The sequence below is a fragment of the Kribbella sp. NPDC056345 genome (assembly GCF_042262745.1).
Lineage (GTDB): Bacteria > Actinomycetota > Actinomycetes > Propionibacteriales > Kribbellaceae > Kribbella.
Genome location: NZ_JBHJQQ010000002.1, coordinates 469,683 through 493,036 on the forward strand (window position 1 = coordinate 469,683; position 23,354 = coordinate 493,036).

The 23,354-nt window shown below is 67.0% G+C and carries 11 protein-coding genes; 6 read left to right on the plus strand and 5 right to left on the minus strand.

Annotated features, from left to right (window positions below; translation table 11 throughout):
• Position 1: 1 nt before the first annotated feature.
• Positions 2 to 1,165 carry a hypothetical protein gene (locus ACFCV3_RS08030; RefSeq protein WP_376028710.1) on the minus strand — a complete coding sequence of 388 codons (1,164 nt, stop codon included), beginning with the start codon at positions 1,163 to 1,165 and terminating at the stop codon, positions 2 to 4.
• On the minus strand, positions 1,149 to 2,201 hold the full coding sequence (locus tag ACFCV3_RS08035) for a glycosyltransferase family 2 protein (protein WP_376027390.1): 1,053 nt from the start codon (positions 2,199 to 2,201) through the stop codon (positions 1,149 to 1,151). Before ACFCV3_RS08035 ends, ACFCV3_RS08030 begins: the two co-directional genes overlap by 17 nt.
• Before the next feature lie 186 nt (positions 2,202 to 2,387).
• On the opposite strand from ACFCV3_RS08035, the gene ACFCV3_RS08040 reads away from it, so the two are divergent.
• Genes ACFCV3_RS08040 through aceB form a run of 3 tightly spaced genes read left to right on the plus strand, consistent with a single transcriptional unit; the run spans position 2,388 to position 5,367 of the window.
• Positions 2,388 to 2,942: a TetR/AcrR family transcriptional regulator gene (locus ACFCV3_RS08040; protein WP_376027392.1), complete on the plus strand. Its 555-nt coding sequence runs from the start codon at positions 2,388 to 2,390 to the stop codon at positions 2,940 to 2,942.
• The gene (locus ACFCV3_RS08045) at positions 2,939 to 3,796 is read left to right on the plus strand and encodes an LLM class F420-dependent oxidoreductase (RefSeq protein WP_376027395.1); all 858 of its coding nucleotides are present in this window, start codon (positions 2,939 to 2,941) and stop codon (positions 3,794 to 3,796) included. The genes ACFCV3_RS08040 and ACFCV3_RS08045 overlap by 4 nt, the downstream gene beginning before the upstream one ends.
• A gap of 5 nt (positions 3,797 to 3,801) precedes the next feature.
• The gene (gene aceB / locus ACFCV3_RS08050; RefSeq protein WP_376027398.1) at positions 3,802 to 5,367 is read left to right on the plus strand and encodes a malate synthase A; all 1,566 of its coding nucleotides are present in this window, start codon (positions 3,802 to 3,804) and stop codon (positions 5,365 to 5,367) included.
• A 15-nt stretch (positions 5,368 to 5,382) separates the two neighbouring features.
• Here the strand turns inward: aceB and ACFCV3_RS08055 are convergent, their stop codons facing one another.
• From ACFCV3_RS08055 to ACFCV3_RS08065, 3 genes are all read right to left on the minus strand, one after another.
• Positions 5,383 to 6,039, minus strand: coding sequence for a Rid family hydrolase (locus tag ACFCV3_RS08055; protein WP_376027401.1), 657 nt, complete (start codon positions 6,037 to 6,039; stop codon positions 5,383 to 5,385).
• On the minus strand, positions 6,036 to 7,616 hold the full coding sequence (locus tag ACFCV3_RS08060) for a flavin monoamine oxidase family protein (protein ID WP_376027404.1): 1,581 nt from the start codon (positions 7,614 to 7,616) through the stop codon (positions 6,036 to 6,038). Before ACFCV3_RS08060 ends, ACFCV3_RS08055 begins: the two co-directional genes overlap by 4 nt.
• Positions 7,617 to 7,742: 126 nt before the next feature.
• Complete coding sequence (locus ACFCV3_RS08065) at positions 7,743 to 8,504, minus strand: trypsin-like serine protease (RefSeq protein ID WP_376027407.1); 762 nt, start codon at positions 8,502 to 8,504, stop codon at positions 7,743 to 7,745.
• A 186-nt stretch (positions 8,505 to 8,690) separates the two neighbouring features.
• On the opposite strand from ACFCV3_RS08065, the gene ACFCV3_RS08070 reads away from it, so the two are divergent.
• The 3 genes from ACFCV3_RS08070 (at position 8,691) to treY (ending at position 23,354) form a co-directional block, all read left to right on the plus strand.
• A complete protein-coding gene (locus tag ACFCV3_RS08070; protein ID WP_376027409.1) occupies positions 8,691 to 18,767 on the plus strand; it encodes a calcium-binding protein in 10,077 nt (3,358 codons plus the stop codon).
• Positions 18,768 to 18,834: 67 nt separating this feature from the next.
• Positions 18,835 to 20,952, plus strand: coding sequence for a glycogen debranching protein GlgX (glgX, locus tag ACFCV3_RS08075; protein ID WP_376027411.1), 2,118 nt, complete (start codon positions 18,835 to 18,837; stop codon positions 20,950 to 20,952).
• Positions 20,949 to 23,354, plus strand: coding sequence for a malto-oligosyltrehalose synthase (gene treY / locus ACFCV3_RS08080; RefSeq protein WP_376027414.1), 2,406 nt, complete (start codon positions 20,949 to 20,951; stop codon positions 23,352 to 23,354). The genes glgX and treY overlap by 4 nt, the downstream gene beginning before the upstream one ends.

Below are 23,354 nucleotides of genomic sequence, written 5' to 3' on the forward strand. Positions count from 1 at the left end.
CTCAAGGTGGGGGGATCAGGTGGGTTAGGGCGGTGGGGGCGTAGTAGATGGTGGGGGTGGGGCAGAGGGGGGCTTGGGGGAGATGGGTGGGGTCGTCGAGAAGGATGGCGTGGCCTTGGGTGATGGGGGTGGCTAGGTATTCGTGGCCGGGGAGGGGGGCTACGGCGGTGCGGCAGCCTAGGGCCATGCCTTCGAAGAGGGCGGTGGTGGAGACGCCTACCTGGTACGTCGCTCGCGCGAGAAGGTCGAGGGTGTTGCCTGAGGTGGAGAGTTCGACGCCGGGGGCGGGGGTGTAGTCGGCGGCGTGTTCGCTCGGGTGCAGGCGGAAGAGGACGCGGAGTGCAGGGTTCGCGCGCGCGACGGACTCGGCGACGTGCAGGAGGTCGGCGCCGGTTGTGCCTTGGGAGAGGAAGACCGCGAGCGACGGATCCTTCGGGACGGGTGCGGGCAGGTAGGGCGCGCCTACGACGGAGGTCTGCATTCCTGCGGGTAGGTCGGCGACGGACGACCAGTAGGAGCCGAAGGTCCACAGCTCGTCGGGCTGGTCGGCGACCATCGGGCGACCGGGGTAGCTGTAGCCGAGGTGGAACGGGCTGATCGCGCCGTGCTGGAGCTCGACGACCCGGATGCCGAGATCGCGGGCGGCGCCGACGATGTGCTGGTGGAAGTAGGCGACGACGACGTACACGGTCTTGATGCCGTGTCGCCTCAAAAGCTTCCGGTAGAGCGCGCGCAGGCGGAGATGCTTGGGGACCTCGCGGGCCAGCAGTGCACCGATCGGTACCGAGACACCGGTCAGTTCCTGCAAGGCGGCCGCGATACCAAGAGGGTCGTCCACCGACCGCGGGTGCACCGCGCCGAACGCCGACGTGAAGAAGTCGAGGTTGCGGCTACCGGGGAGCGGTACGCCGTTGATTCCCGAGTCGAGGATCAGCGCAGAGGGGCCTAACAAGGAGCGGAGTTCGGCGGTGTAGATCTCGACACCGTCCGGTTTCCGGGGATGCGGTACCACGAGAGACGAGTACCGGCCGAGGAACGGGTTGCGGGTCGCGAGACCGGCCACGTGCCGCCCGACGAGACCGAGCTTGTCGCGGGCAGAACGACGTACCGGATGCGGTATGCCGTGGATGCCGGAACGACGGGTCAGCTCATGGAAGACGCGCATCCGGATGATCGGCCACGGGTGCGCGCCCCGGATCTGCCAGTCGAGCAGACTCAGGTCCCGCTCCACCTGCCAGATCGCCCGGCACAGGCTCGCCACCGTCGTGGTCGGCGCCGTGCCGTTCCCGGTACTCGTCATGGTTGATCCCTACTATGCCTGCCAGGCTGCCGACACCGGAGAAGAACCGGCGGACTGCCTTGAGCAGGTGCGTCTTCCGGCCGAGCAGCAGTCCGGCCAGCGCGAATCCGATCGCCGAGACCACCCGGGCCGAAGCATAGGCCAGCACCAGGACGTAGCTGACCGCGCCCGGACGGATCAGCAGGCGGCTGATCGTGTCGCCGCTGCCGGATCGGAAGGCACGCCGTACCAGCCAGCTGAGCGTCGTCCGCGCCGCGGGGACCTCCTCGGCGATCACGGCCTCCTCGCACCAGACGATCCGGAAACCGGCCCGGTGCACCCGCAGGAAGAAGTGCAGGTCGCTGGATCCGGTGTAGCGGAACGCGGGATGGAAGCCCGGTGTGACCGTGTGGTAGACCCGCCGGCTGACCAGCGTGTTGTTCGTGTACGCCTTGCGCATCTCCAGGCCGGTGGTGTGCCGGCCGGTCGAGTCGTGGACGTCGCTGTAGTGGTTCCACGGGGGAGCGCCGGCCGGGAGGTTGCCCTTCACCGGCCCGGTGACAACGTCGGCACCGGTCTTCTCCCAGGCGGCCAGGAGGGTCGCCAGCCAGTCCTTCGGTGCCACCTCGTCGTCGTCCACGAAGATCAGCGCGTCGTCGTTCCAGCACAGCTCCACCGAGCGTTCGCGGGCGAACGGGATCCCCGGCTCCGGTTCGACCACCGACTCGATGGGATATCGATCGCCGTCGAAGGCCGCCACCACCTGCGCCGCGGTGCCCTCGGCATCGTTGTCCACGACGACGATCCGGACCGAATAATCCGATCCCGCGGGCAGTTCCTGGGCCTGCAAACTCGCCAACAGACCCCGCAACAGACCAGGCCGCCTAAACGTGATTACCGCAATGGCGACACTGGTGCTCATAGTCCCCCGAGACTATCGGTCCGGCCAGCGCCGCGGCCATCCGACGCCCGTCGCCTGGTTGTCGGTAAGGACACGTAGAGGTGGGTCGTGGCGGTACGGCGAGGTGGCCGGTGAGCGTGCGCCGGTCAGCTTGGTGGGACCACTACGTGTCGTTACCGACGCTGTACCTGTGGGTACAGTGGGTGGGTGGAGACGGTGGAGAGGTTGATCCGGAGTACGCAGGAGTTGTTGTGGGAGCGGGGGTATGTGGGGACCAGCCCGAAGGCGATTCAGGCGGCGGCCGGGGCCGGGCAGGGGAGCATGTATCACCACTTCAGCGGGAAGGCCGAGCTCGCCAAAGCCGCCATCGAGCGATCGGGCACCGAATTGCGCGCCGCGGCCGAAGAGCAACTGAGTGCACCCGGTACGGCGGGGGATCGGATCGCCGGCTATCTCAGCCGGGAGCGTGAGGTGCTGCGCGGTTGCCGGGTCGGCCGACTGACCGCGGATCCCGATGTCGTGGCGGACCCGGAGTTGCGTGCCCCGCTCGACGAGACGTTCACCTGGTTGCGCACCCGGCTGGCCGAGGTGGTTGCTGAGGGCAAGCAGAACGGTGAGTTCGCCGCAACGATCGATCCCGAGCGACTCGCGGCGACGATCGCCGCCGTACTGCAGGGTGGTTATGTGCTGGCCCGGGCGGCGCAATCCACCGAACCGTTCGAGCAGGCTGTTCAAGGACTCTTGGAGTTGATCGAAGCATGAGGATCGGAGCGGTTTTCCCGCAGCTCGAGATCGGCGCGGACCCGGCCGTCGTACGCGACTGGGCGCGGACGGTCGAGGACGCCGGCTACACGCATGTGCTTGCCTACGACCACGTTCTCGGTGCGGATCCGGCGAACCGTCCCGGCTGGACCGGATACACCGACAAGTCCTTGTTCCACGAGGTTTTCGTGCTGTTCGGGTACATGGCCGCCATCACCACCGAGCTCGAACTCGTAACCGGTGTCCTCGTCCTCCCGCAACGCCAGACAGCGCTCGTCGCCAAGCAGGCGGCCGAGGTCGACGTGCTCTCCGGCGGCCGGCTGCGGCTCGGCGTCGGCATCGGCTGGAACCAGGTCGAGTACGACGCTCTCGGCGTACCGTTCACCCAGCGCGGTGCCCGACTGACCGAGCAGGTCGAGCTGCTCCGCAAACTCTGGGCCGACCCGGTCATCACCCACGAAGGCAAGTACGACCATGTCGACCAGGCCGGCCTCAACCCCCTCCCGAGCCGGCGCATCCCCATCTGGTTCGGCGGCGGAGCGGACGCCGTACTGAGAAGGACCGGCGAGATCGGCGATGGCTGGATGCCGCAAGGTCGGCCGGACGACGCGATGCGCGCGCAGCTGAAGACCATCCGGGACGCCGCGGAGCAGGCAGGCCGCGACCCGGCCGAGATCGGTATCGAGGCCCGGCTGTCGCTCGGTGCCGTACCGGAGCAGGATTGGCGCGAGTACGTCGACGGCTGGCGCGAGCTCGGCGCCACCCATCTGTGCGTCAACACGATGAACGCCGGGCTCAAGCGTCCCGAGGAACATGCCCAGCTGCTGCGCGAGGTCCTCCCGAAGTTAGGGTGAGAGCTATGGCCATCGACGTGATCGGGACCCGGAACGAGCGGTACGACGAGATCCTGACCGAGCGTGCGCTCGGTCTGATCGAGCGGTTGCATCGCGAGTACGACGGCCGTCGGCAGGCGCTGCTGGCCCGCCGGACCGGGCGGATCGCCGCGATCGCGGCCGGTACGGACCTCGGGTTCCTGCCCGAGACGAAGGACATCCGCGACGATCCGGACTGGCGAGTCGCGCCGGCGGCGCCCGGTCTGGTCGACCGCCGGGTGGAGATCACCGGGCCGACCGACCGGAAGATGACGATCAACGCGCTGAACTCCGGCGCGAAGGTCTGGCTGGCCGACCAGGAGGACGCGAACACGCCGACCTGGGAGAACGTCGTCGGCGGTCAGCTCAACCTCAAAGACGCGATCACCCGGCAGATCGACTTCAGCACCGACACCAAGTCGTACACGCTGAAGCCTGATGAGGAGCTGGCGACCATCGTCGTCCGGCCACGGGGTTGGCATCTGCCCGAGAAGCACATCCTGGTCGATGGTGAGCCGGTCTCCGGTTCGCTGGTCGACTTCGCGTTGTACTTCGCGGCCTGTGGACAACTGCAGCTGGACCGCGGTCAGGGGCCGTACTTCTACCTGCCGAAGATGGAGTCGCACCTCGAGGCGCGCCTGTGGAACGACGTGTTCGTGACCGCGCAGGAGGCCCTCGGCATCCCACGCGGGACGATCCGCGCGACCGTGCTGATCGAGACCTACCCGGCCGCGTTCGAGATGGAGGAGATCCTCTACGAGCTGCGCGAGCACTCGGCCGGTCTGAACGCGGGCCGCTGGGACTACATGTTCAGCGTGATCAAGACACACCGGGACCGCGGGGTCGACTTCCAGCTGCCGGATCGCAACAGCGTGACGATGACCGTGCCGTTCATGCGCGCCTACACCGAGCTGCTGGTCCGCACGTGCCACAAGCGCGGCGCGCACGCGATCGGCGGCATGGCCGCGTTCATCCCGAGCAAGGACCCGGCCGTCAACGAGCAGGCCTTCGCGAAGGTCCAGGCCGACAAGACCCGCGAGGCCGGCGACGGTTTCGACGGTTCGTGGGTAGCGCACCCCGGCATGGTCGACACATGCCGCGCGGTCTTCGACGCCGTACTGGGTGAGAACCCCAACCAGCTCGACAAACTCCGCGAGGACGTCGATGTCACCGCCGAGCAGCTCCTCAACGTCGCCGCCACCCCGGGCGACGTGACCGAGGCCGGCCTCCGCAACAACATCAGCGTCGCCCTCCAGTACCTGGCCGCCTGGCTCGAAGGCACCGGCGCCGTCGGCATCTTCAACCTGATGGAGGACGCCGCCACTGCCGAGATCTCGCGCTCCCAGATCTGGCAGTGGCGCAAGAACGGCGTAGTCCTCGACACCGGCGAAACCATCACCACCGAACTCGTCGAACGCCTCGCCGACGAAGAACTCGCCGCCCTCGACCACCCCGACCGCTACCAGTCCGCCAGAGCCCTCTTCCTCGAGGTGGCCCTGGCAGACGAGTACGTCGACTTCCTGACGATCCCGGCGTACGAGCGCTTCGCCTGACCGCCTTTGGCTCGGTCAGTGCTTCGGGTATGCCGCGTCTACTTCTACTTCGACCAGCCAGCCTCCGACGGGGAGGTTTTCGATTTCCAGGGCGAAGCGGGAGGGGCGGGATTTGTTGATGACGAAGGGTTTGGTGGGTGGGGCGGTACCCAACGGCACGGGCACGTAGTTGCCGGTGGTGAGGTCGGTGTTGGCGAAGTACTGGCGGTAGGCGCGGTTCCAGCCGGCGAAGTCGGCGGTGGCCGCTCCGGCGGGGTTCTGCAGGAAGACGCGCATGGTGTAGACGTCGGCGAAGGTGAGGCCGGCGGCTTGGAGGTTCTCGCCGATCCGGCGGAGGACGTTGATGCCTTGGGCCTCGGTGATGGTGACGCCGGCCGAGAGGGTGCCGCCGGGGAAGATGGCGGTGTCGATGTACGACGCCTCTGATCCGGCCGGAGCTGTGGTGTTCAACGCCGTCGGGCCGATGCCGCTCGTCTTGTAGATCGGGGTGTTCGCGCCGATGCCGACGCCGGTGGCGATCATCGGGTTGGCCTGCCCGGCGGGGAGAGCCGGTACGACGGTTCCGGGGCGGGGTGGACGCGGTTTGTTCCACCAGCCGGCCGCCGTACCGGCGCCTGCGGTGAAGGTCGCTACCACTGCGACAGCTGCAATGACTACCTGACGGAGCTTCATCGAGACGTCACCACCCGGTGGTGTAGTGCGGTCACGGTGGCGCGGGCCGAGGTCATGGCGCCGTGCTGCCAGGCGATCGCGTGGGACAGATGGTCGCCGGCGAAGTAGACGTTGCCGGTGGGTTCGAGCAGGCGTTGATAGGTTCCGTCGGTCTGCGAGGGCCAGCCGACCCACGCTCCCTCGGAGTGCTTGGCCGCGGCCCAGTTCACCGAGAACGACGCCTCGATGTCCCGGCCGTAGACCTCGCCGTGCATTTTGGTGCCCTGGGCAACGGCTCGCTCGAGGCGGCCGGCCGGCGTGAGCGCGCCGTACAGGTTCGCGTTGGTACCCGTGTTGTAGTAACCGATCACGGTGCCGCGCTCCCCGTGGAAGCCGGTCGACGGATACCACGTGTTGCCGGTGTCCAGACTGCTGTTGGTGATACCGCCGTAGATGCGCAGATCCTCTTCCCACCAACGGCGTCCGTACTCGATCCCGATCTTGCCGGCATTGGTCGGCCGGGCGTACTTCAGTGCGTCGACCACCGGCGTCGGCAGGTTCGACGGAATCTTGGCCGCGATCTGCGGCGGCAGACTGCAGATCGCGAAGTCGGCAGCCAGGACTCGGGGCCGGCCACCGGTGCTGTAGGTGACCTGAACGCCATCCGGAGTGTTCCGCATCCCCAGGACCTCGGCGCCGTACTGGATCTTCTCCCGGCCGATCGCGCGTTCGAACGCGTACGGGATCCGGTCCATCCCGCCGACCGGCTGGAACATCATCATCGCCTGGTCCCAGCCGAACTCGAACGAGAAGTAGTTTCCGACCCCGCTCGCGAAGACATCACTCAGCGCGTACGGCGCTTCCGTCGTACCGCCTTCGGTTCCGGCGCCGGGCTCGACCGAGTACCCGCGGCGGCCGCTCCCGGCGTACTTGAACCCACCATCCTTGTTCGCGATCGACCCGAAGCTGGTCAGGAACCCGATCAGGGCTTGCTTGTCAGTAGCAGTCAGGTAGGAATCGAGCGCCCCCTGATCAGTCGCCTTGGCCAGCAACTCGGACACGTAGCCGTAGACATCGGCCTTGGCGGTGCGGTGCCGGATCGGCTTGTTGGACAGGGCTGTCGTACCCTCGCGGTACAGGTACGCATCCGCGTTCTGGTTGATGAACGGTTCGATGGCGACGCCGAGTTCACGGCAGTAGTCGAGCGTCACGTGATGCTGCGGGATCCGCGCCGGACCGGCGTTCATGTACTGCCCCGGCGAGAACCGTGCCCGCTGGGTGACGCCGGCCAGGTCTGTCTCGGAAGCTCCACCGCGGACGGTCCAGTTGCGGCCACCGGGACGCTTCCGGGCCTCGAGCAGGGTGACCTGGTAGCCGGCCTTCAAGAGTTCGTACGCCGAGGTCAGTCCGGCGATCCCGGCGCCGAGAATCACCACGTGCTTGCGGGGCCGGCCGTTCAGATCGGCCCGCGTCGGGGCGGCGAACGCGGGGGTCTCGGCCAGTCCGGTCAGACCGAGGGCGGACATCGTGGAGTAGAGCACACCGGCACCGCCGGCGATACCAACCTGTTGCAGGAAGTGACGTCTGGTCTGCGCCATGCCTTCTCCTCACGGGCAACGGGGAGGGACGGTCCCCTTGTTGACCAGAAAGGTAAGGACAAAGTGTTGTGGCGCTGTGTCCGAGCTGTGACATCCTCACGCCGAAACTGACAGGTATGTTTCTGCTTAACGAACCTGTTCGAGCAGCGTCTTGGCTACTGGCGCGATCTCCGCATAAACCCCGGGATACTGCGGTTCCGCGCAGCCTCGGCCCCACGACACGACACCGAGCAGGCGGCCGTTCATCACCAGCGGCCCGCCGGAGTCGCCCTGACAGGCGTCGCCTGTTCCATCCAGGTAACCAGCGCAGATATTCGCGACCGCCGTGTAACCGTTCTCGGCGTACCCCTTGATTCCCAGACAGGTAGCGTCACCCAGATCCGGTACGGCGAGCTTCTGCAGGGTGTCCTCAGGCCCGGTCCCGTTGGTGTCGCCCCAGCCATAGACAGTCGGTACGGCGCCTCGCCGGTCCGCGCGCGCACTTGTCTCCAACGGCAGGAGCGGCACCCCGGTCATCGGTCTCTGCAAGGTCAGGACGGCGAAGTCGTTGCGGTTCGTGGCCGTGCTGTACGCCGGGTGCACCCAGATCTTGCTGACCGCAGAAAACTTCCCCAGCGAGTGATCGGCCAGGTCGGCCCGGCCCTGGATCACGCCGTACGACGCAGCCGGGCGGCTGGCGCAGTGAGCCGCGGTCAGGACTTTGTTCGGGGCCACGAGCACGCCACCACACCACCGTTTGGAGTCGCGCACCGCGTCCTTGTTGGTCAGGACAACGGCCCATGGCGCCTCGCTGACACTCGCCAGCGTGCCGCCCACCACCATTGGCTCGGTAGTTCCCGCCGTACACAGCAACAGCACTGCAAGCAGTGCGATCGTCCGCTTCACCATGCGTCGAACCTACTCCAAGTGATCCGGTGAGCACGGTAAGTAGCTTCACCATGTCTGCCCCAAAGGGCACTTGAAGTATTGCCAGCGTGACTCTCGGCATTTACCGTCGGAACGCGGCTGGGGGGTCGCCCACTGCGCAACCGAGGGGGGAGCGCGGACGCCCGGGGCCGCGGGGGTGCACAAATCATGGGGATGGTTCGTCTTGCTCGTCTTGCGGTCCGCTCGCGGCTGACGGCAGTAGTTGCCGCACTCAGCCTGCTGGTCGGGATGATCGTCTACACGCCACAACCGGCGCGCGCCGCCGAGGCCGGTGTGGATGATCTGCTGGCCATGCTCGGCGCGGGCGGTGAGGCCGACAGCCTGGCCGCGTGGACCTCCGGTCTGGCCGCGGTCGACAAGCTGAAGGACCAGCTCCCGTTGATCGGCGCGAGTCCTGGCGGACTGCTCGGGCTGAACGACTTCGTTGCCAAGGGCATCGCGGACGAACTGAAGACCGCCACCGACTTCGGTGACCTCGAGGTCGACAAGGCGATCAGCATCGACGGCGATCGCACCGGTCACCTCAAGACCTCGGTCAGCGACCTCGGTGACGGCAAGAAGCTCGACATCGTCGCGACCGTGGATCGCAGTGTGACCAAGCAGGACCTGCGGGTCAGCAGCGCCTCGCCGAAGGTCGAGCTCGCGGTGTCGGACGGCGTCACGGTGAATCTGAAGTCCCGGTTCGCGCTGAGCGTGGTCTGGACCGGCATCGCCGACGACAAGGTCTACCTGGTCCGCTCGAACACCACGCCGCGACTCGATGTGGACGCTCACGCGAGCATCGACAACGCCACCGCCCAAGCCGCGATCGGCATCCTCGGCGTCTCGCTCACCGGCTCGTCACTCGATGTGGACGCCCACTTCGCCGGGACGCTCAACGACCCGGACAACGACGGCAAGCTGTTCTTCGGTGCCACCGGTGAGCTCGGTCAGCAGGGTTCGCTGGAAGGGCTGTTCAACGTCGGCCTGGACTCGCTCGGTTCGCAGCCGATCGACGACTCCGACGCGAACTCCCGCGGTTCGGTGCACGCAACCTTCCAGCTCGGCGCTGCCACCTCCGGGATTCCGGTCACTCTGCCCAGCAACATCAGTACGACGGTCAAGGTCGACTGGGACGACATCGGGACCGGTGCCCCGGTCGTCAACGCACCGGATCTCGCCAGCACGGTCGGCCGCTTCCAGAACATGAGCCTGCAGGACCTGGCCGAGGGTCTCGCTCAGCTGGTCGCGACGCTGACCGCCGTCCAGAAGGCGAAATTCGACCCGGACAAGGAAGGCCCGGTGCCGCCCATCGGTGACCTGGACCTCCCCTTCCTGAAGGGCACGTTGTCCGATGCGATCCAGGCCAACCAGGTGCTCAAGGACTTCCTGGCGGCGAACACCGAGCCGGGTCCCGGTCAGCCGGGCTTCGTCCAGGGCACCGACCTGGCCCAGGTCGGCAAACCCAAGTTCACCTCGCTCCAGGACCTGTTGCAGAGGCTCGACACCACGACCGGGATCGACCTGACCAACCTGGACTGGGAAGCCACCGCGAGCAAACTCGTCCTCAAGCTGAAGATGTCGAAGTCGAGTCCGCAGGCCGACCTCGACCCGATCAGCATCGAGGCCTCCGGCAACAAAGCGACGTACGGCGCCAAGACGCTGACCGTGACCGGTGCCGGCTGGAAGGACGACCAGTGGGTGGGCCGCCGGGTGGTGGCCGGCACCTCGGCCGGTGAGGTGGTCGGCAACGACCCGAGCACGATCACGCTGAAGCAGGACTGGATCGGCGGTGCGCCGGACAAGGACACGCCGTACGTGATCGCCGGGATGGAACCGCATGTCGGTGCCGTCAGCTTTGCGAACAAGGTCGACGAGGGCGGTCACGGGATCGTCAACGCGAACGCGGACCAGACGTTCGCGAAGGTCACCCCGTCGTTCGAGACGAACCTGACCGTGGTGCTGGATCTGCAGGACCCGCGGACCGGTCAGGCCTGTGTCGGGTTCCTCGGCAGCACGGAGCCCTGCCCGTTCACCCAGCACAACGGTCCGCTGGACACCGTCGTACCGGCGTTGCCGCTGAACACCGACCGGGTGCTGATCCGGACCGGCTCGGAGTTGCTGTCGGCCGACTTCCCGATCGACACCGCGGTCGACCTCAGCGCGAACGCAGGCTTCTTCAAGGTGCTGCTCAAGGGGCAGCTGAAGGTCTGCAACTCGTCGCTCCCGGCAACGTGTTCCGGCGGTACGGCGACCGGCAAGATGCTCACGATCGGTCTGAAGGACCAAGGTGATCTGCGGATCTCGGAGTTGTTCAAGCAGCTCGTCAATTCACCGAACGCACTGCTGGACGTCGACGTGAACGTGCGCGCGTACGGCGAGGTCGCGGTCAGCGTGCCCGGCGCCGAACAGTTCCTGCCCGCGGGTGCGTCGACCACCTTCAAGGCCAGCTGGGCGGACCTGACCAAACCCGACGGCGCGACCATCGACACCAGCGACCTCGACGAACTCTTCAAGCTGGACTTCGACAAGGATGATCCGAAGGCCCTGTTCACCGCGCTGATCAAGACCCTGCAGACGCTCTCGCAGCAGCTCGCGCAGGCGAACACGTCGGCCGGCTCGGGCGTTTACGACAAGGAGATCCCCGGTCTCGGCAAGTCGTTGCGCGACCTGCTGGTGAGCGACGAGTCGAACGCCGGTCCCGGTGTCACGTACGGCGCCAACAGCCTGACCGACGCGACCCGCAAGGACGCCGAGCTGTTCCCGCAGTCGCTGACCGGCCGGTCGATCGTGGTCGGTTCCCAGGTCGCGATCGTGCAGGCGGTCTCCGGTGACGGCAAGACGCTGACGATGACGAAGGACTGGGCGCCGGCTCCGGCGGCTGGTACGGCGTACATGATGCGCTCGGCGTTGGACGACGTCACCGACCAGTTGCTGGCGAACACGCCGGACAGCTTGCAGGACGCGGTCGAGTTGCTGAACAAGGCACTGGGCACGGACAGCGTGAAGTTCCGCTACCTGGAGAAGAACGACGAACCGAACCTGGTCCTCGACGTCGACTGGAAGCGGAAGTACCGCGCGGGCGCACCGATCAAGCTGTCGCTGGAATCGCTGAGCCAGACCTTCGCCGGTGCCCAGGCCAGCGGCCTCGCTCAGGTAGAGGTCGACGGCCGGGTCAAGGTCGGCCTGGTGGTGCCGCTGAAGGCAGGTGACGGTCCGGCCGACGCAGCGTCCCTCAAGGTGCTCGAAGACTCGAGTATCAGCCTTGGTGCCAAGGCGAAACTGGAGAACGGCGTTGTCCAAGGTGTGATCGGTCCGCTGTCGATTGCCCTCGGCAACCCGGCAGCCGATGCGCCGGCCGACCAGAAGGCGCAGGCCAGGGCCGACCTGAGCATCGCGCTGGCCAAGAGCGGTGCGGCCGCGGACACCCCGGTCTCGTTCAGCGACTTCATCGGCGCGGTCGGCGTGAACTTCAACGCCTCCAACGGCACCGTGAACTGTGGCGAGACGATCGCAACCCCGCAGATGGTCTGCGGCAGCCTGCCCATCTACCTGAACAACACCGGTACGGCGACGGGGTGGACGGCGATCGGCAAGATCGCTCTGCGGGTCCCGGATTCGACGGATCCGGCCGACCTGGTTGATCTGAACGACACGCTCCCCGCACCCGACGACGCCCTGAAGGAGCTGGAGCTCCCAGCTGATCTGGGCGACCGGATCGGCGCGGCACTGCTGGACTTCAAGAACTTCGGCGACGGGATCGAGAGCTACCTGGCCGCGGTCGAGCAGGCCTTCCGGACGGCGAGCCTGCAGGGCAAGCTCCCGCTGGTCGGCGAAGACCTCCAGCAGGGCGCGAACTTCATCGGTGACCTGCGGGCCAAACTGCGGTCCTCGATCTGGAACGAACTTCCGGGCGGTGGCCGGCCGGCCAACTCCAAGGAGTTCGCGGACTTCATCAACACGAAACTCGCGGCGGCGCTGTCCGACGTGGACATCGCGGCGCCCGACGTGAAGGTGACGTTCGACTGCACCGAGGCCCTCGAGGTCTGTCCGCTGGAGAAGATCACCGGCGCCTATCTCGAGTTCACCGCCCAGCGGGGGAAGATCGTCCCGGGCCAGGGATGTGTGAGCGAGGGCGCGGCCAAGCCCTGCTTCACGAAGGACATTCCGCTGGACATCGGCGTACCGGGTCTGGCGCTGCGGCAGGGCAAGGAGGGCACGAAGGGCATCAAGGTGGATGCCGGGTTCGCCCTGCACTTCCGGGTCGGGCTGACCAAACAGGACGGCTTCTTCATCAACACCCACGATGGCTGGGGACCGGACGCGAAGGCGCGGCCGGAGTTGCAGGTCGGCCTGAACTTCGACCTGCCGACCTCGATGATCGCCGAGCTCGCGTTCATCAAGATCAACGTGGCCAAGAACGAGGGCGTGACCGCGCCACTGTTCGCCGGTACCTTCCAGATCGATCTGAAGGCCCCGGGCGACGTCAGCTGCTTCAAGGGTGACGAAGCATCCTGTACGCCGACCGACGCGAAACTGAAGTTCGCCGACCTCGGGAACACCGAGGGACTGTTCGGGGTCGCGATCAAGGGTGACTTCGCGATCGACTGGATCGTCGAGGCGAACCTCGACTCCGCGTTCCCGGGAGTCCGGGCGAACTTCCTGCTCAGCTGGGGCTTCGACAACCAGGCGCCGGATGCGGCCGGGGCGCCGAAGATCGCGTTCAAGAATGTCGGGATCAGTGCGGGCAAGTTCTTCGAGGGCTTGCTCGGTGATGTGATCAAGGAGATGAAGCGGGTCACCGGGCCGCTGCAGCCGGTGATGGACACGCTGTACGCGCCGATCCCGGTGCTGTCCGACCTGAGCCGGATGGCCGGTGGGGACGACGTCACGCTGATGAGTCTGGCGAAGGCGTTCAGCACGCTGGTCGATGGTCCGAAGCTGGACTTCGTGGACACGATCAAGTCGGTGATCGAGTTCATCAACCGATTGCCCAAGTGCACACCAGGACCGGTGAACGACTGCTACGTCCCACTCGGTGACTTCGAGATCGCCGGGGACAAGGCACTCACGACCAGCAACTCGCCGACCACCGCGGACAAGATGTACGCGAAGGTGACGGAGAAGTCGCCGACCGAGATCAAGAAGGCGCTGAACGACAACAACCAGAACCCGGATGCGGCCGGTCACAAGATCTTCGGCGGAGCCGGCCTGGCGCCCGACGAGGGTGACGCGGAGAAGTCCGGCATCACCTTCCCGATCATCGAGAAGCCGCAGAACGCGTTCAACCTGTTGATGGGTGGCGACGTCTCGCTGGTCGAGTTCGACTCCGGACCGCTGACGCTCGGCTTCAGCTGGCGGCAGGCGTTCGGTCCGGTCTACGCACCGCCGCCGGTGTTCGTGACGCTGGCCGGCTCCGCGTCGGTGAGCCTGCACATCGTCGCGGGCCTGGACACGTACGGGATCCGGAAGGCGGTCGAAGCCCAGCAGAACGGCGCTCCGATCGAAGCTGTCGACGTACTGGACGGGTTGTTCTTCAAGACGGTCGACAAGGACGGCAAACCGCTGCCGGTGGTGCAGCTGACCGGTGAGATCGCGGCCGGTGCAGCGGTCAGCGCGGTGATCATCACGGTCGGTATCGAAGGCGGTCTGCGACTGACGATCGGCTTCTCCTGGAACGACCCGAACAAGGACGGCAAGTTCCGGGTCAGTGAGTTCCTGCATGCGGCACTGAACAACCCGCTCTGTCTGTTCACGGTCAGCGGCCGGTTGTCGTTGTTCCTGCGGGTCTACATCACGATCGGTGTGAGCATCTTCTCGGTCTCGTTCAGCTTCACGCTGGCCGATGTGACGTTGCTCGACTTCTCCGTGGCGCCGGACTGTGAACCACCACCACCGAAACTCGGGGGCACTGTCGACGACACCCTGGTGGTCTTCGCCGGCCGATGGGGCAAGGACGCCCAGCGTGGCGCGCCCTGGACGAACGACAAGAAGGAGGTCGAGAAGGACACCGTCAAGGTCATCTCGCTGCACTACGCGCAGACCAAGGACGACCCGACCGGTGTCGACGGCGAGTTCGACGGGTTCGCCGTCCAGATGCTGGGCGAGCAACGCGAATACCTGAACAAGAACCTGAAACGGGTCGTGGTCGACGGCGAGGGCTACAGCAAGCCGATGGCGATCACGTTCATCGGCGACGGTAAGAAGACCATCGACGACGACGCCGGGAAGACGCCGGCCGTCTTCGACAAGGACGCGGTCGTGATCGGCGGCCAGGCGGCCGACGTGATCACCACCGGACGTGGCCTCTCGTACGTCGATGGCCGCGGCGGCGACGACATCATCGTCACCGGGGACACCGGCGGGACGGGATCGAAGGCCGTGGTCGCGGGCGGTCCGGGCAAGGACTCCATCACGGTCGGCAACGGCGACAACAAGGTCGCCGGCGACGCCTCGCTCGGTAACGCGCGGTTCGAGAAGGAAGTCCAGCACAACGAGCAGGACGGCAACGGCAAGAGCAAGTTGCCGGACGTGATCAACTGGAACACGATCGCGACGGTCGACCCGACTACACCGGCAACGGCCGAAGGGCCGCTGCCGGGTGACGACCAGATCGGCCTCGGCCTGGGCACGAACCGCGCCCGCGGGTTCGGCGGCGCGGACAAGGTCGCGGTCGCGGCCGATATGCCGGACGGAACCCTCAAGGCTGGGGTCAACACGCTGATCGGTGACGGTGGCAGTGACCTGCTCACCGGCGGTTCGAACGCGGACCGGATCTTCACCGCGGCCGAAGGTGAGTTCGACAGGGACGCCGCCGGTCCGCCCGATCCCGGCGCGGTCAACACGGTCGATACCGGCACCGGTAACGACCAGGTCTGGGGTAGCGACGCGATCGAGACCGTGACCAGCCACTCGCTGGGTGACCAGGGCGCGACGATCCGCGGTGGTGGCAAGAACGACGTACTGACTGGTGGTTACGGCACTGACACCGTGTACGGCGGTCCTGGCGACGACTACGTGATCGCGGAGCCGGCAACCGTCGGTGACGTGGAAGGGCCCGACAAGGTCAACGGGGTCGACTTCGGTCCGTTCCGCAAGGTCGGCAAACAGCCGTTCCCGCCAGGGGTCGAGTCGAGCAGCAAGACGCTGGTCGGCGGTCTGGGCAACGACCACATCGTCGGTGGCGACGGGCCGGCGACGGTCTTCGGTGACAAGCGGATCGACGACGAGAAGTGTGTCGCCGGTACGCCGGTCAGCTCCGATCCGGTGGAGGAGAAGTCCAACGCCGCGGGCGGTGACGGTAACGACCGGATCCTCGGTGGCGCGGCCATCGACACCGTGTCGGCCGGTGGTGCCGCCGACCTGGCAGAGCTTGCCGGTGGCAACGACCTGGTCTGCGGCCAGGAAGGTAAGGACACCTTGCGGGGTGGCGGCGACGCCGACCAGCTGTGGGGTGGCTCGGCCGCTGACCTCCTGTACGGCGACGCCGGGGCGGACCAGGTCTTCGGCAACGCCGGCGACGACACCGAGTACGGCGGTCTCGACGCCGATGTCGTGGAAGGCAACAACGGCAAGGACTGGATCACCGGCGGCAACGGCGACGACGTGCTGTACGGCGGAACCCGCGCAGCCGGCCGGACCGACACCGGTGACGACGACCTGTACGGCGACCTCGGCAAGGACCGGCTCATCGGCGACAACGGCACCGTGGGTGCACTCGCCGTACCGCTGGACCTCGACGGGGAGACGCCGGCCGCGGGGACGGGCGACCGGATCCACGGTGGTGACGGCGACGACACGGCGTACGGGGGCCTTGGCGACGACATCGTCAATGGCAACGGCGACAACGACCACCTGGAAGGCAACAACGCTTCCGACGTGGTGCACGGCAACGATGGTGAGGACGCGATCGCGGGTGGCTCGTTCGAGCAGGCTGCGGCCGGCGTCGGACGCCCGGATGAGGGCGACCTGCTGTTCGGTGACGACGGACCTGACCTGCTGACCGGTGACAACGCGGTACTCGCGCTGACCACCGACCCGGCGGCTACGACGCCAGTGACTCGGCAGCGTGGGTTCGCACTGGGCCACGTGGTGACTCTGCTCGACCTCGGGCTGACTCCGGCGGCAAACACCTCCGGAAACGACCAGATGTCGGGTGGTGGCGGTCAGGACGTGCTCTACGGTCAGGGCGGGTCCGACCGGGCCAAGGGGGACGGCGAGGACGACTACGTCGAGGGCGGTCAGGCGAGCGACTGGATCGAGGGCGATCTGGCTGATGACGACCTGGTCGGCGGCAGCTCGACACCGCTGGCCGGAGTGACCGGTCAGCAGGACACGGCCGACGCCATCTTCGGTGGTCCGGGCGATGACGTGGTGACCGGTGACAACGCCGCCGTACTGCGGCCCGCTGCCGGCCAGACGCCGACTCGGGTCACGATCCGGCTCGGCTCCACACCCGGTACGCCGATGGCGACCCGGATCGTGAACCGGCTCGACCTGGCGGCGCTGCCGCCGGCTGACCGGTTCGGTGCGGACCGCCTCTCCGGCGGGGACGGTGTGGACGTGGTGTACGGCCAGGACGGTGGTGACTTCGTCTCTGGTGGTGCACGGGCGGACTACGTCGAAGGCAACGGCGGTGCGGACGTCCTGCGCGGCGACCTGTCGCTGGCCGCGGACTCGCCATTCACTACCGTCCAGCCGCTCGCTGACCCAGGGTGGCCTGGTACGGCGAGTGGGGCGGCGCTCCTGGAGGGCGCGCTGGCACCTGATGGTCAGGACGACCTGATCGGTGGCAGCTCGGCCAAGGGGTTCCGGGACACCGGTGACACGATCGAGGCCGATGGCGCGGATGACGTCGTACTGGGTGACAACGGCTCACTGATCCGCACTGTCACCGGCGCAACCGAGCGTGTTTACGCAGACCGGTACCCGAACGGGACTCCGCCGGCAGGTGCGACCGTGGCCCGGACACACGATCCGGACCTGAGTGAACCGAGCACGCGGTTCTGTACCGAGGCGCAGGCGACCTGTGAGGTCGCAGGAGCCTTCGGGAACGACACCCTGTACGGCGAGGCCGGTGACGACGGTGTCTGGGGCCAGGACGGCAACGACACCATCTTCGGTGGCGCAGACGATGACGACCTGTACGGCGAACTGGGCGACGACACGGTGTCCGGTGAAGCCGGTGAGGACGCGATCCTGGGCGACCGGGGTGGCGTGGTGAACCAGTACCTCGACACCGGCGACAGCCCGGCGCAGTTCACCTTCACGCTGAACTCGCCGCCTGCCGAGACCTACGTCGGCTTCCGGAGAGCGGCGTACGACCGCAGGGTCGACCTCGAGCACGACGTCGACGGCGACCAGTGGATCGGCGCGTCCACCGCCGTGGAGATGCCGCACGACGGCATCACCGTCGGTGGCCGGGACCGGCTCCGTGGTGGCTCCGGTGCGGACAACATCCACGCCGGGTACGGCGACGACCTCGCCAACGGGGACGCCGGCGGTGACCAGGTGTTCGGTGCCGACGGTGAGGACGTGCTGTGGGGCGGCAAGGGCTGCGACCCGGTCCTCGACGCTGCGACACCGGACTGCCAGAAGAACGGCGCGTTCGACCCGGATGCTCGGGGGACGAACGACCGGTTCATCGACCACATCTTCGGTGGAGTCGGTGAGTCGGATGCGGCGAAGCGGGACGTGCTGGGGTCGGACCTGCTCGACTTCAACCCGCGTGGTGCCTTCCCGGGCAACTGTGCGCCGGGTGACTGGCCGGTCACGACCAGCGGTGTCACGGTCGATCCGTGCCTGTGGTTCCAGCTGACCGGCAAGGACGACGACACCGCCGACCCGGCAACCCTGGCCAACAACGGTCACCACCAGGGCACGGACTGGATCTACGGCGGCTGGGACCGCGACGTGATGCAAGCTGACGTGGCAGAGAACGGGCCGAACCCGGGCGACCGCCTGATCGACTGGAACGGCGCCTACAACCTCTACACCCACTGCAACGCGGCCTACGGCGGCTTCAACGACGTCCGGCAGCACTCTCCGGCCATGACCGACTACCTGAACCTGCTGGCCTGGGGTTCAGGCGCCGGTCGCGCCGTCACCGACGTCACCACGGCCGGCACGTCGGCGTACCGGGAGCTGGCCTTCGCCTACAACCCCGACTACGGCGGCCACGCGGTCGGCCCGGCCTATCCGAGCACTCCAGGTCACTTCGACGACCCGGTGGCCTGCGCGGATTGAGTGAACACTCGGCGGGAAACCACCCCGGCATGCATAGTTCTGGTGCCGGGGTGGCTACTGTCTTCTGGTGCAGAAATGGCCAGGCCGTCCTTATCCCCTCGGAGCCACGTACGACGGCTCCGGGACGAACTTCGCGCTGTTCTCGGAGGTGGCCGAACGCGTTGATCTGGCCCTCATCGGTGATGACGGGACCGAGCAGCTGGTGCAGCTGACCGAGGTGGACGGGTTCGTGCACCACGCCTACCTGCCCTCGGTGCAGCCGGGGCAGCGGTACGGGTTCCGGGTGCACGGGCCGTTCAACCCCGCCGAGGGACATCGGTGCAACGCGTCCAAGCTGCTGCTGGACCCGTACGCGAAGGCGATCGACGGGCAGGTCGACGGGGACGAGTCGCTGTTCAGCTACCGGTTCGGCAACCCCGGTGAGCTGAACACGATGGACAACCGGGAACACACGATGCTCTCCGTGGTCACCAACCCGTTCTTCGACTGGGGCAACGACCGGCCGCCGGACCACGCTTACCACGAGACGGTGATCTACGAGGCGCACGTCAAGGGCCTGACCAAGACGCACCCGGGGCTGCCGGAGGAGATCCGCGGCACGTACGCCGGGATCGGGCACCCGGCGATCATCGATCACCTCAAGGAGCTCGGGGTGACCGCGATCGAGCTGATGCCGGTGCACCAGTTCGCGCAGGACGGGCATCTGCAGGAGCGCAACCTCACGAACTACTGGGGTTACAACACGATCGGTTTCTTCGCCCCGCACAACGCCTACTCGTCGCTGGGCAGCCGGGGTCAGCAGGTGACCGAGTTCAAGACCATGGTGCAGGCGCTGCACGAGGCCGATATCGAGGTCATCCTCGACGTCGTCTACAACCACACCGCCGAGGGCAACGAGTTCGGCCCGACGCTGTCGTTCAAGGGCATCGACAACGCGGCGTACTACCGGCTGGTGGACTCGGACAAGTCGCACTACTACGACACGACCGGTACTGGGAACAGCCTGCTGATGCGGCACCCGCACGTCCTGCAGCTGATCATGGACTCGCTGCGCTACTGGGTGACCGAGATGCACGTGGACGGGTTCCGGTTCGATCTGGCGTCGACGCTGGCCCGTCAGTTCCATGAAGTGGATCGGCTGTCGGCCTTCTTCGACCTGGTTCAGCAGGACCCGGTGGTCAGCCAGGTGAAGCTGATTGCCGAGCCGTGGGACGTCGGTGACGGTGGCTACCAGGTGGGCAACTTCCCGCCGCTGTGGACCGAGTGGAACGGTAAGTACCGCGACACGGTCCGGGACTTCTGGCGCGGCGAGAAGTACACGCTGGCCGAGTTCGGCTCCCGCCTGACCGGTTCCTCGGACCTGTACCGCGACGACAGCCGACGGCCGCTGGCCAGTATCAACTTCGTCACCGCCCACGACGGCTTCACGCTGCGGGACCTCGTGTCCTTCAACGAGAAACACAACGAGGCGAACGGCGAGGGTGGCACGGACGGCGAGAGCCACAACCGCTCCTGGAACTGCGGTGCCGAGGGCCCGACCGACGACCCGAACGTGCGTAAGCTGCGGTCCAAGCAGCAACGCAACTTCCTGGCCACGCTGCTGATCTCGCAGGGTGTCCCGATGCTCGCGCACGGCGACGAGCTGGGCCGGACGCAGTCGGGGAACAACAACGTCTACTGCCAGGACAACGAGCTCGCCTGGGTGAACTGGGACCTCGACGAGGAGCAGAAGGATCTGCTGGAGTTCACCGGCGAGCTGGTCCGGCTGCGCAACGAGCACCCGGTCTTCCGGCGCCGCCGGTTCTTCCACGGCGACCAGGGGGTCGACGGGCTGGGCGACCTGGTCTGGTTCACGCCGGACGGCAAGGAGATGCAGGACGGCGACTGGAGCCGCGACGACGCTCGCGCGGTGGCCGTCTTCCTGAACGGGGACGCGATCTCCGAGCCGGATCCGCGCGGGGAGCCGGTGGTCGACGACTCGTTCCTGATCCTGCTGAACAGCAGCTACGAGCCGGAGGACTTCCTGCTCCCCGGCCCCGAGTTCGGTGAGTCCTGGTCGGTGGTGGTCGACACCGTCCGACCGACCGGCCGGGCCGAGGACGGCGAGCACACGGCCGGCAGCACGATCCGGATCGAGGATCACGGCATGCTGGTGCTGACTCGACCCCGGCGGACTGCCGGATGAGCCAGATCCCGCAGGCGACGTACCGGCTGCAACTGCGCGCCGAGTTCGGGTTCGAGGACGCGGCCGCGATCGTCCCGTACCTGTACGGCCTCGGGATCTCTCACACCTACCTGTCCCCGATCCTCCAGGCAGCGCCTGGATCCACTCATGGGTACGACGTTGTGGATCACAGCCGGTTGTCGGAGCCGATGGGCGGCAGGCCGGCCTTCGAACGGCTCTCCGCCCGGCTGGCCGAGCATCGGATGGGTGCGATCGCGGACGTGGTGCCGAACCACGTCGCCGTACCGACACCGGCTCGGCTGAACAAGGCGCTGTGGTCCGTGCTGCGGGACGGGCCGGGATCGCCGTACGCCGAGTGGTTCGACGTCGACTGGGGTTCGGGGAACCAGCCGCTGCTGATGGCGGTTCTTGGGCAGCGGCTGGGCAAGGTGCTCGCTGACGGCGAGCTGTCGGTGGATGGCGACGTACTGCGGTATTACGAGCACGAGTATCCGCTCCGGCCTGGTACTGAGGGTCTGCCGATCGCGGAGCTGGTGACCGAGCAGTGGTACCGGCTGGCGCACTGGCGGGTGGCTGACGAGGAGCTGAACTACCGGCGCTTCTTCGACGTGGACACGCTCGCTGCGGTGCGCGTGGAGACGCAGGAGGTCTTCGAGGCCACACATGCCTTGCTGTTCGAGCTTTTGCAGGCAGGGAAGCTGAATGGCTTCCGCATCGACCACCCGGACGGTCTGGCCGATCCACGCGGCTATCTGCGTCGGCTGGCCGAGCGGACCGGCGGTGCGTGGGTTGTGGTGGAGAAGATCCTCGAAGGCGACGAAGAGCTACCCCATGACTGGCCCTGCGCCGGTACGACCGGGTATGACGCGCTGCTGCGGGTTGGCGGTCTTTTTGTCGACCCTGCCGGTGCAGCGCCTCTTGCTGCGCTGCACTCTGAGCTGACCGGCGAGCCGGCCGACTTCGGCCCGCTGGTGGTGGAGGCGAAGCGGGAGATCGTCAAACACGGCCAGTACGCCGAGGTTCATCGGCTGGTCGAGTTGCTGGCTCGCATCTGCCAGGACGACGTCAGACTGCGTGACCACACCAGGCGGGCATTCCACGAGGTCGTGGCGGAGCTGCTCGTTCACTTCGACATCTACCGCGCGTACGTCGTACCGGGGGAGCAGCCGGCGCCGACAGCCGTGCGCGCGCTGGAACGCGCTGCGGGCAGAGCGCGTGAGCACCTGGACGAGGACCGGCAGGAGACGCTGGACGTCGTACTGGACCTGCTGCTGGGCCGGGAGACCGGTACTGCGAGCCGGATCGACGAGCATGCGCGGCATGAGCTGATCGTGCGGTTCCAGCAGACCTGTGGGCCGGTGATGGCCAAGGGCGTTGAGGACACCGCGTTCTACCGGTGGTTCCGGCTCTCCTCGCTCAACGAGGTCGGTGGGGATCCGGAGCATTTCGGAGTGACGCCGGAGGAGTTCCACGCGTTCTCGGCCCAGCTGAACCGGCGGTGGTCGCGGACGATGACCACACTGTCCACGCATGACACCAAGCGCTCTGAGGACGTGCGGGCGCGGCTCGGGGTGCTGTCCGAGCAGCCGGTCGCGTGGGCCGAGGCTGTGCGCGAGTGGCGGCGATTGTCTGAGGACCACCGGAGTCCGTTGCTCGACGGGAGTACGGAGTACCTGTTCTGGCAGACGCTGTTCGGTACCTGGGGAGACGGGCCGATCGCCGAGGACCGCATGCAGGCCTACCTGCTGAAGGCGATCCGCGAGGCTAAACGGCACACCACCTGGACTGAGACCGACGAAGAGTACGAGCAGGCCGTTGCTGCCTTCGTGACTGCGGTGCTGGCCGACTCTGCAGTGCTTGAGGCGGTACGGCGCTTTGCGGGGAAGCAGACCGAGTTCGTCCGGGCGGCGACGCTCGGCCAGAAGCTCGTGCAGTTGACGATGCCCGGCGTACCGGATGTGTACCAGGGGACCGAGTTGGTGGATCTGTCGCTGGTGGATCCGGACAACCGGCGTGCGGTCGATTACTCGGACCGGGTTGAGCGGCTGCGTCGGTTGGACGAGGGCGCGCGGCCGGACGACCTGTCGGACGAGAAGCTGCTGGTGACCGCGCGGGCGCTGCGACTGCGGCGGCAGTATCCGGAGGCGTTTGCTGGTGGCTACACCCCATTGCCCACGTCGAATGGGCATGCGGTGGCATTTGCGCGTGGGGATGCAGTTATCACCATTGCTACCCGCCTGCCGGCCGCTCTGCATCGGCTGGGTGGCTGGGGCGACAGCACCGTCGTACTGCCGAGTGGTGAGTGGAAGAACGTGTTGACCGGCCGAGACGTGGGTAGTGGAGCTGCTCGGATTCAGGAGCTGCTGGAGGACCTCCCGGTGGCACTGCTCGTGAGGAGCTGA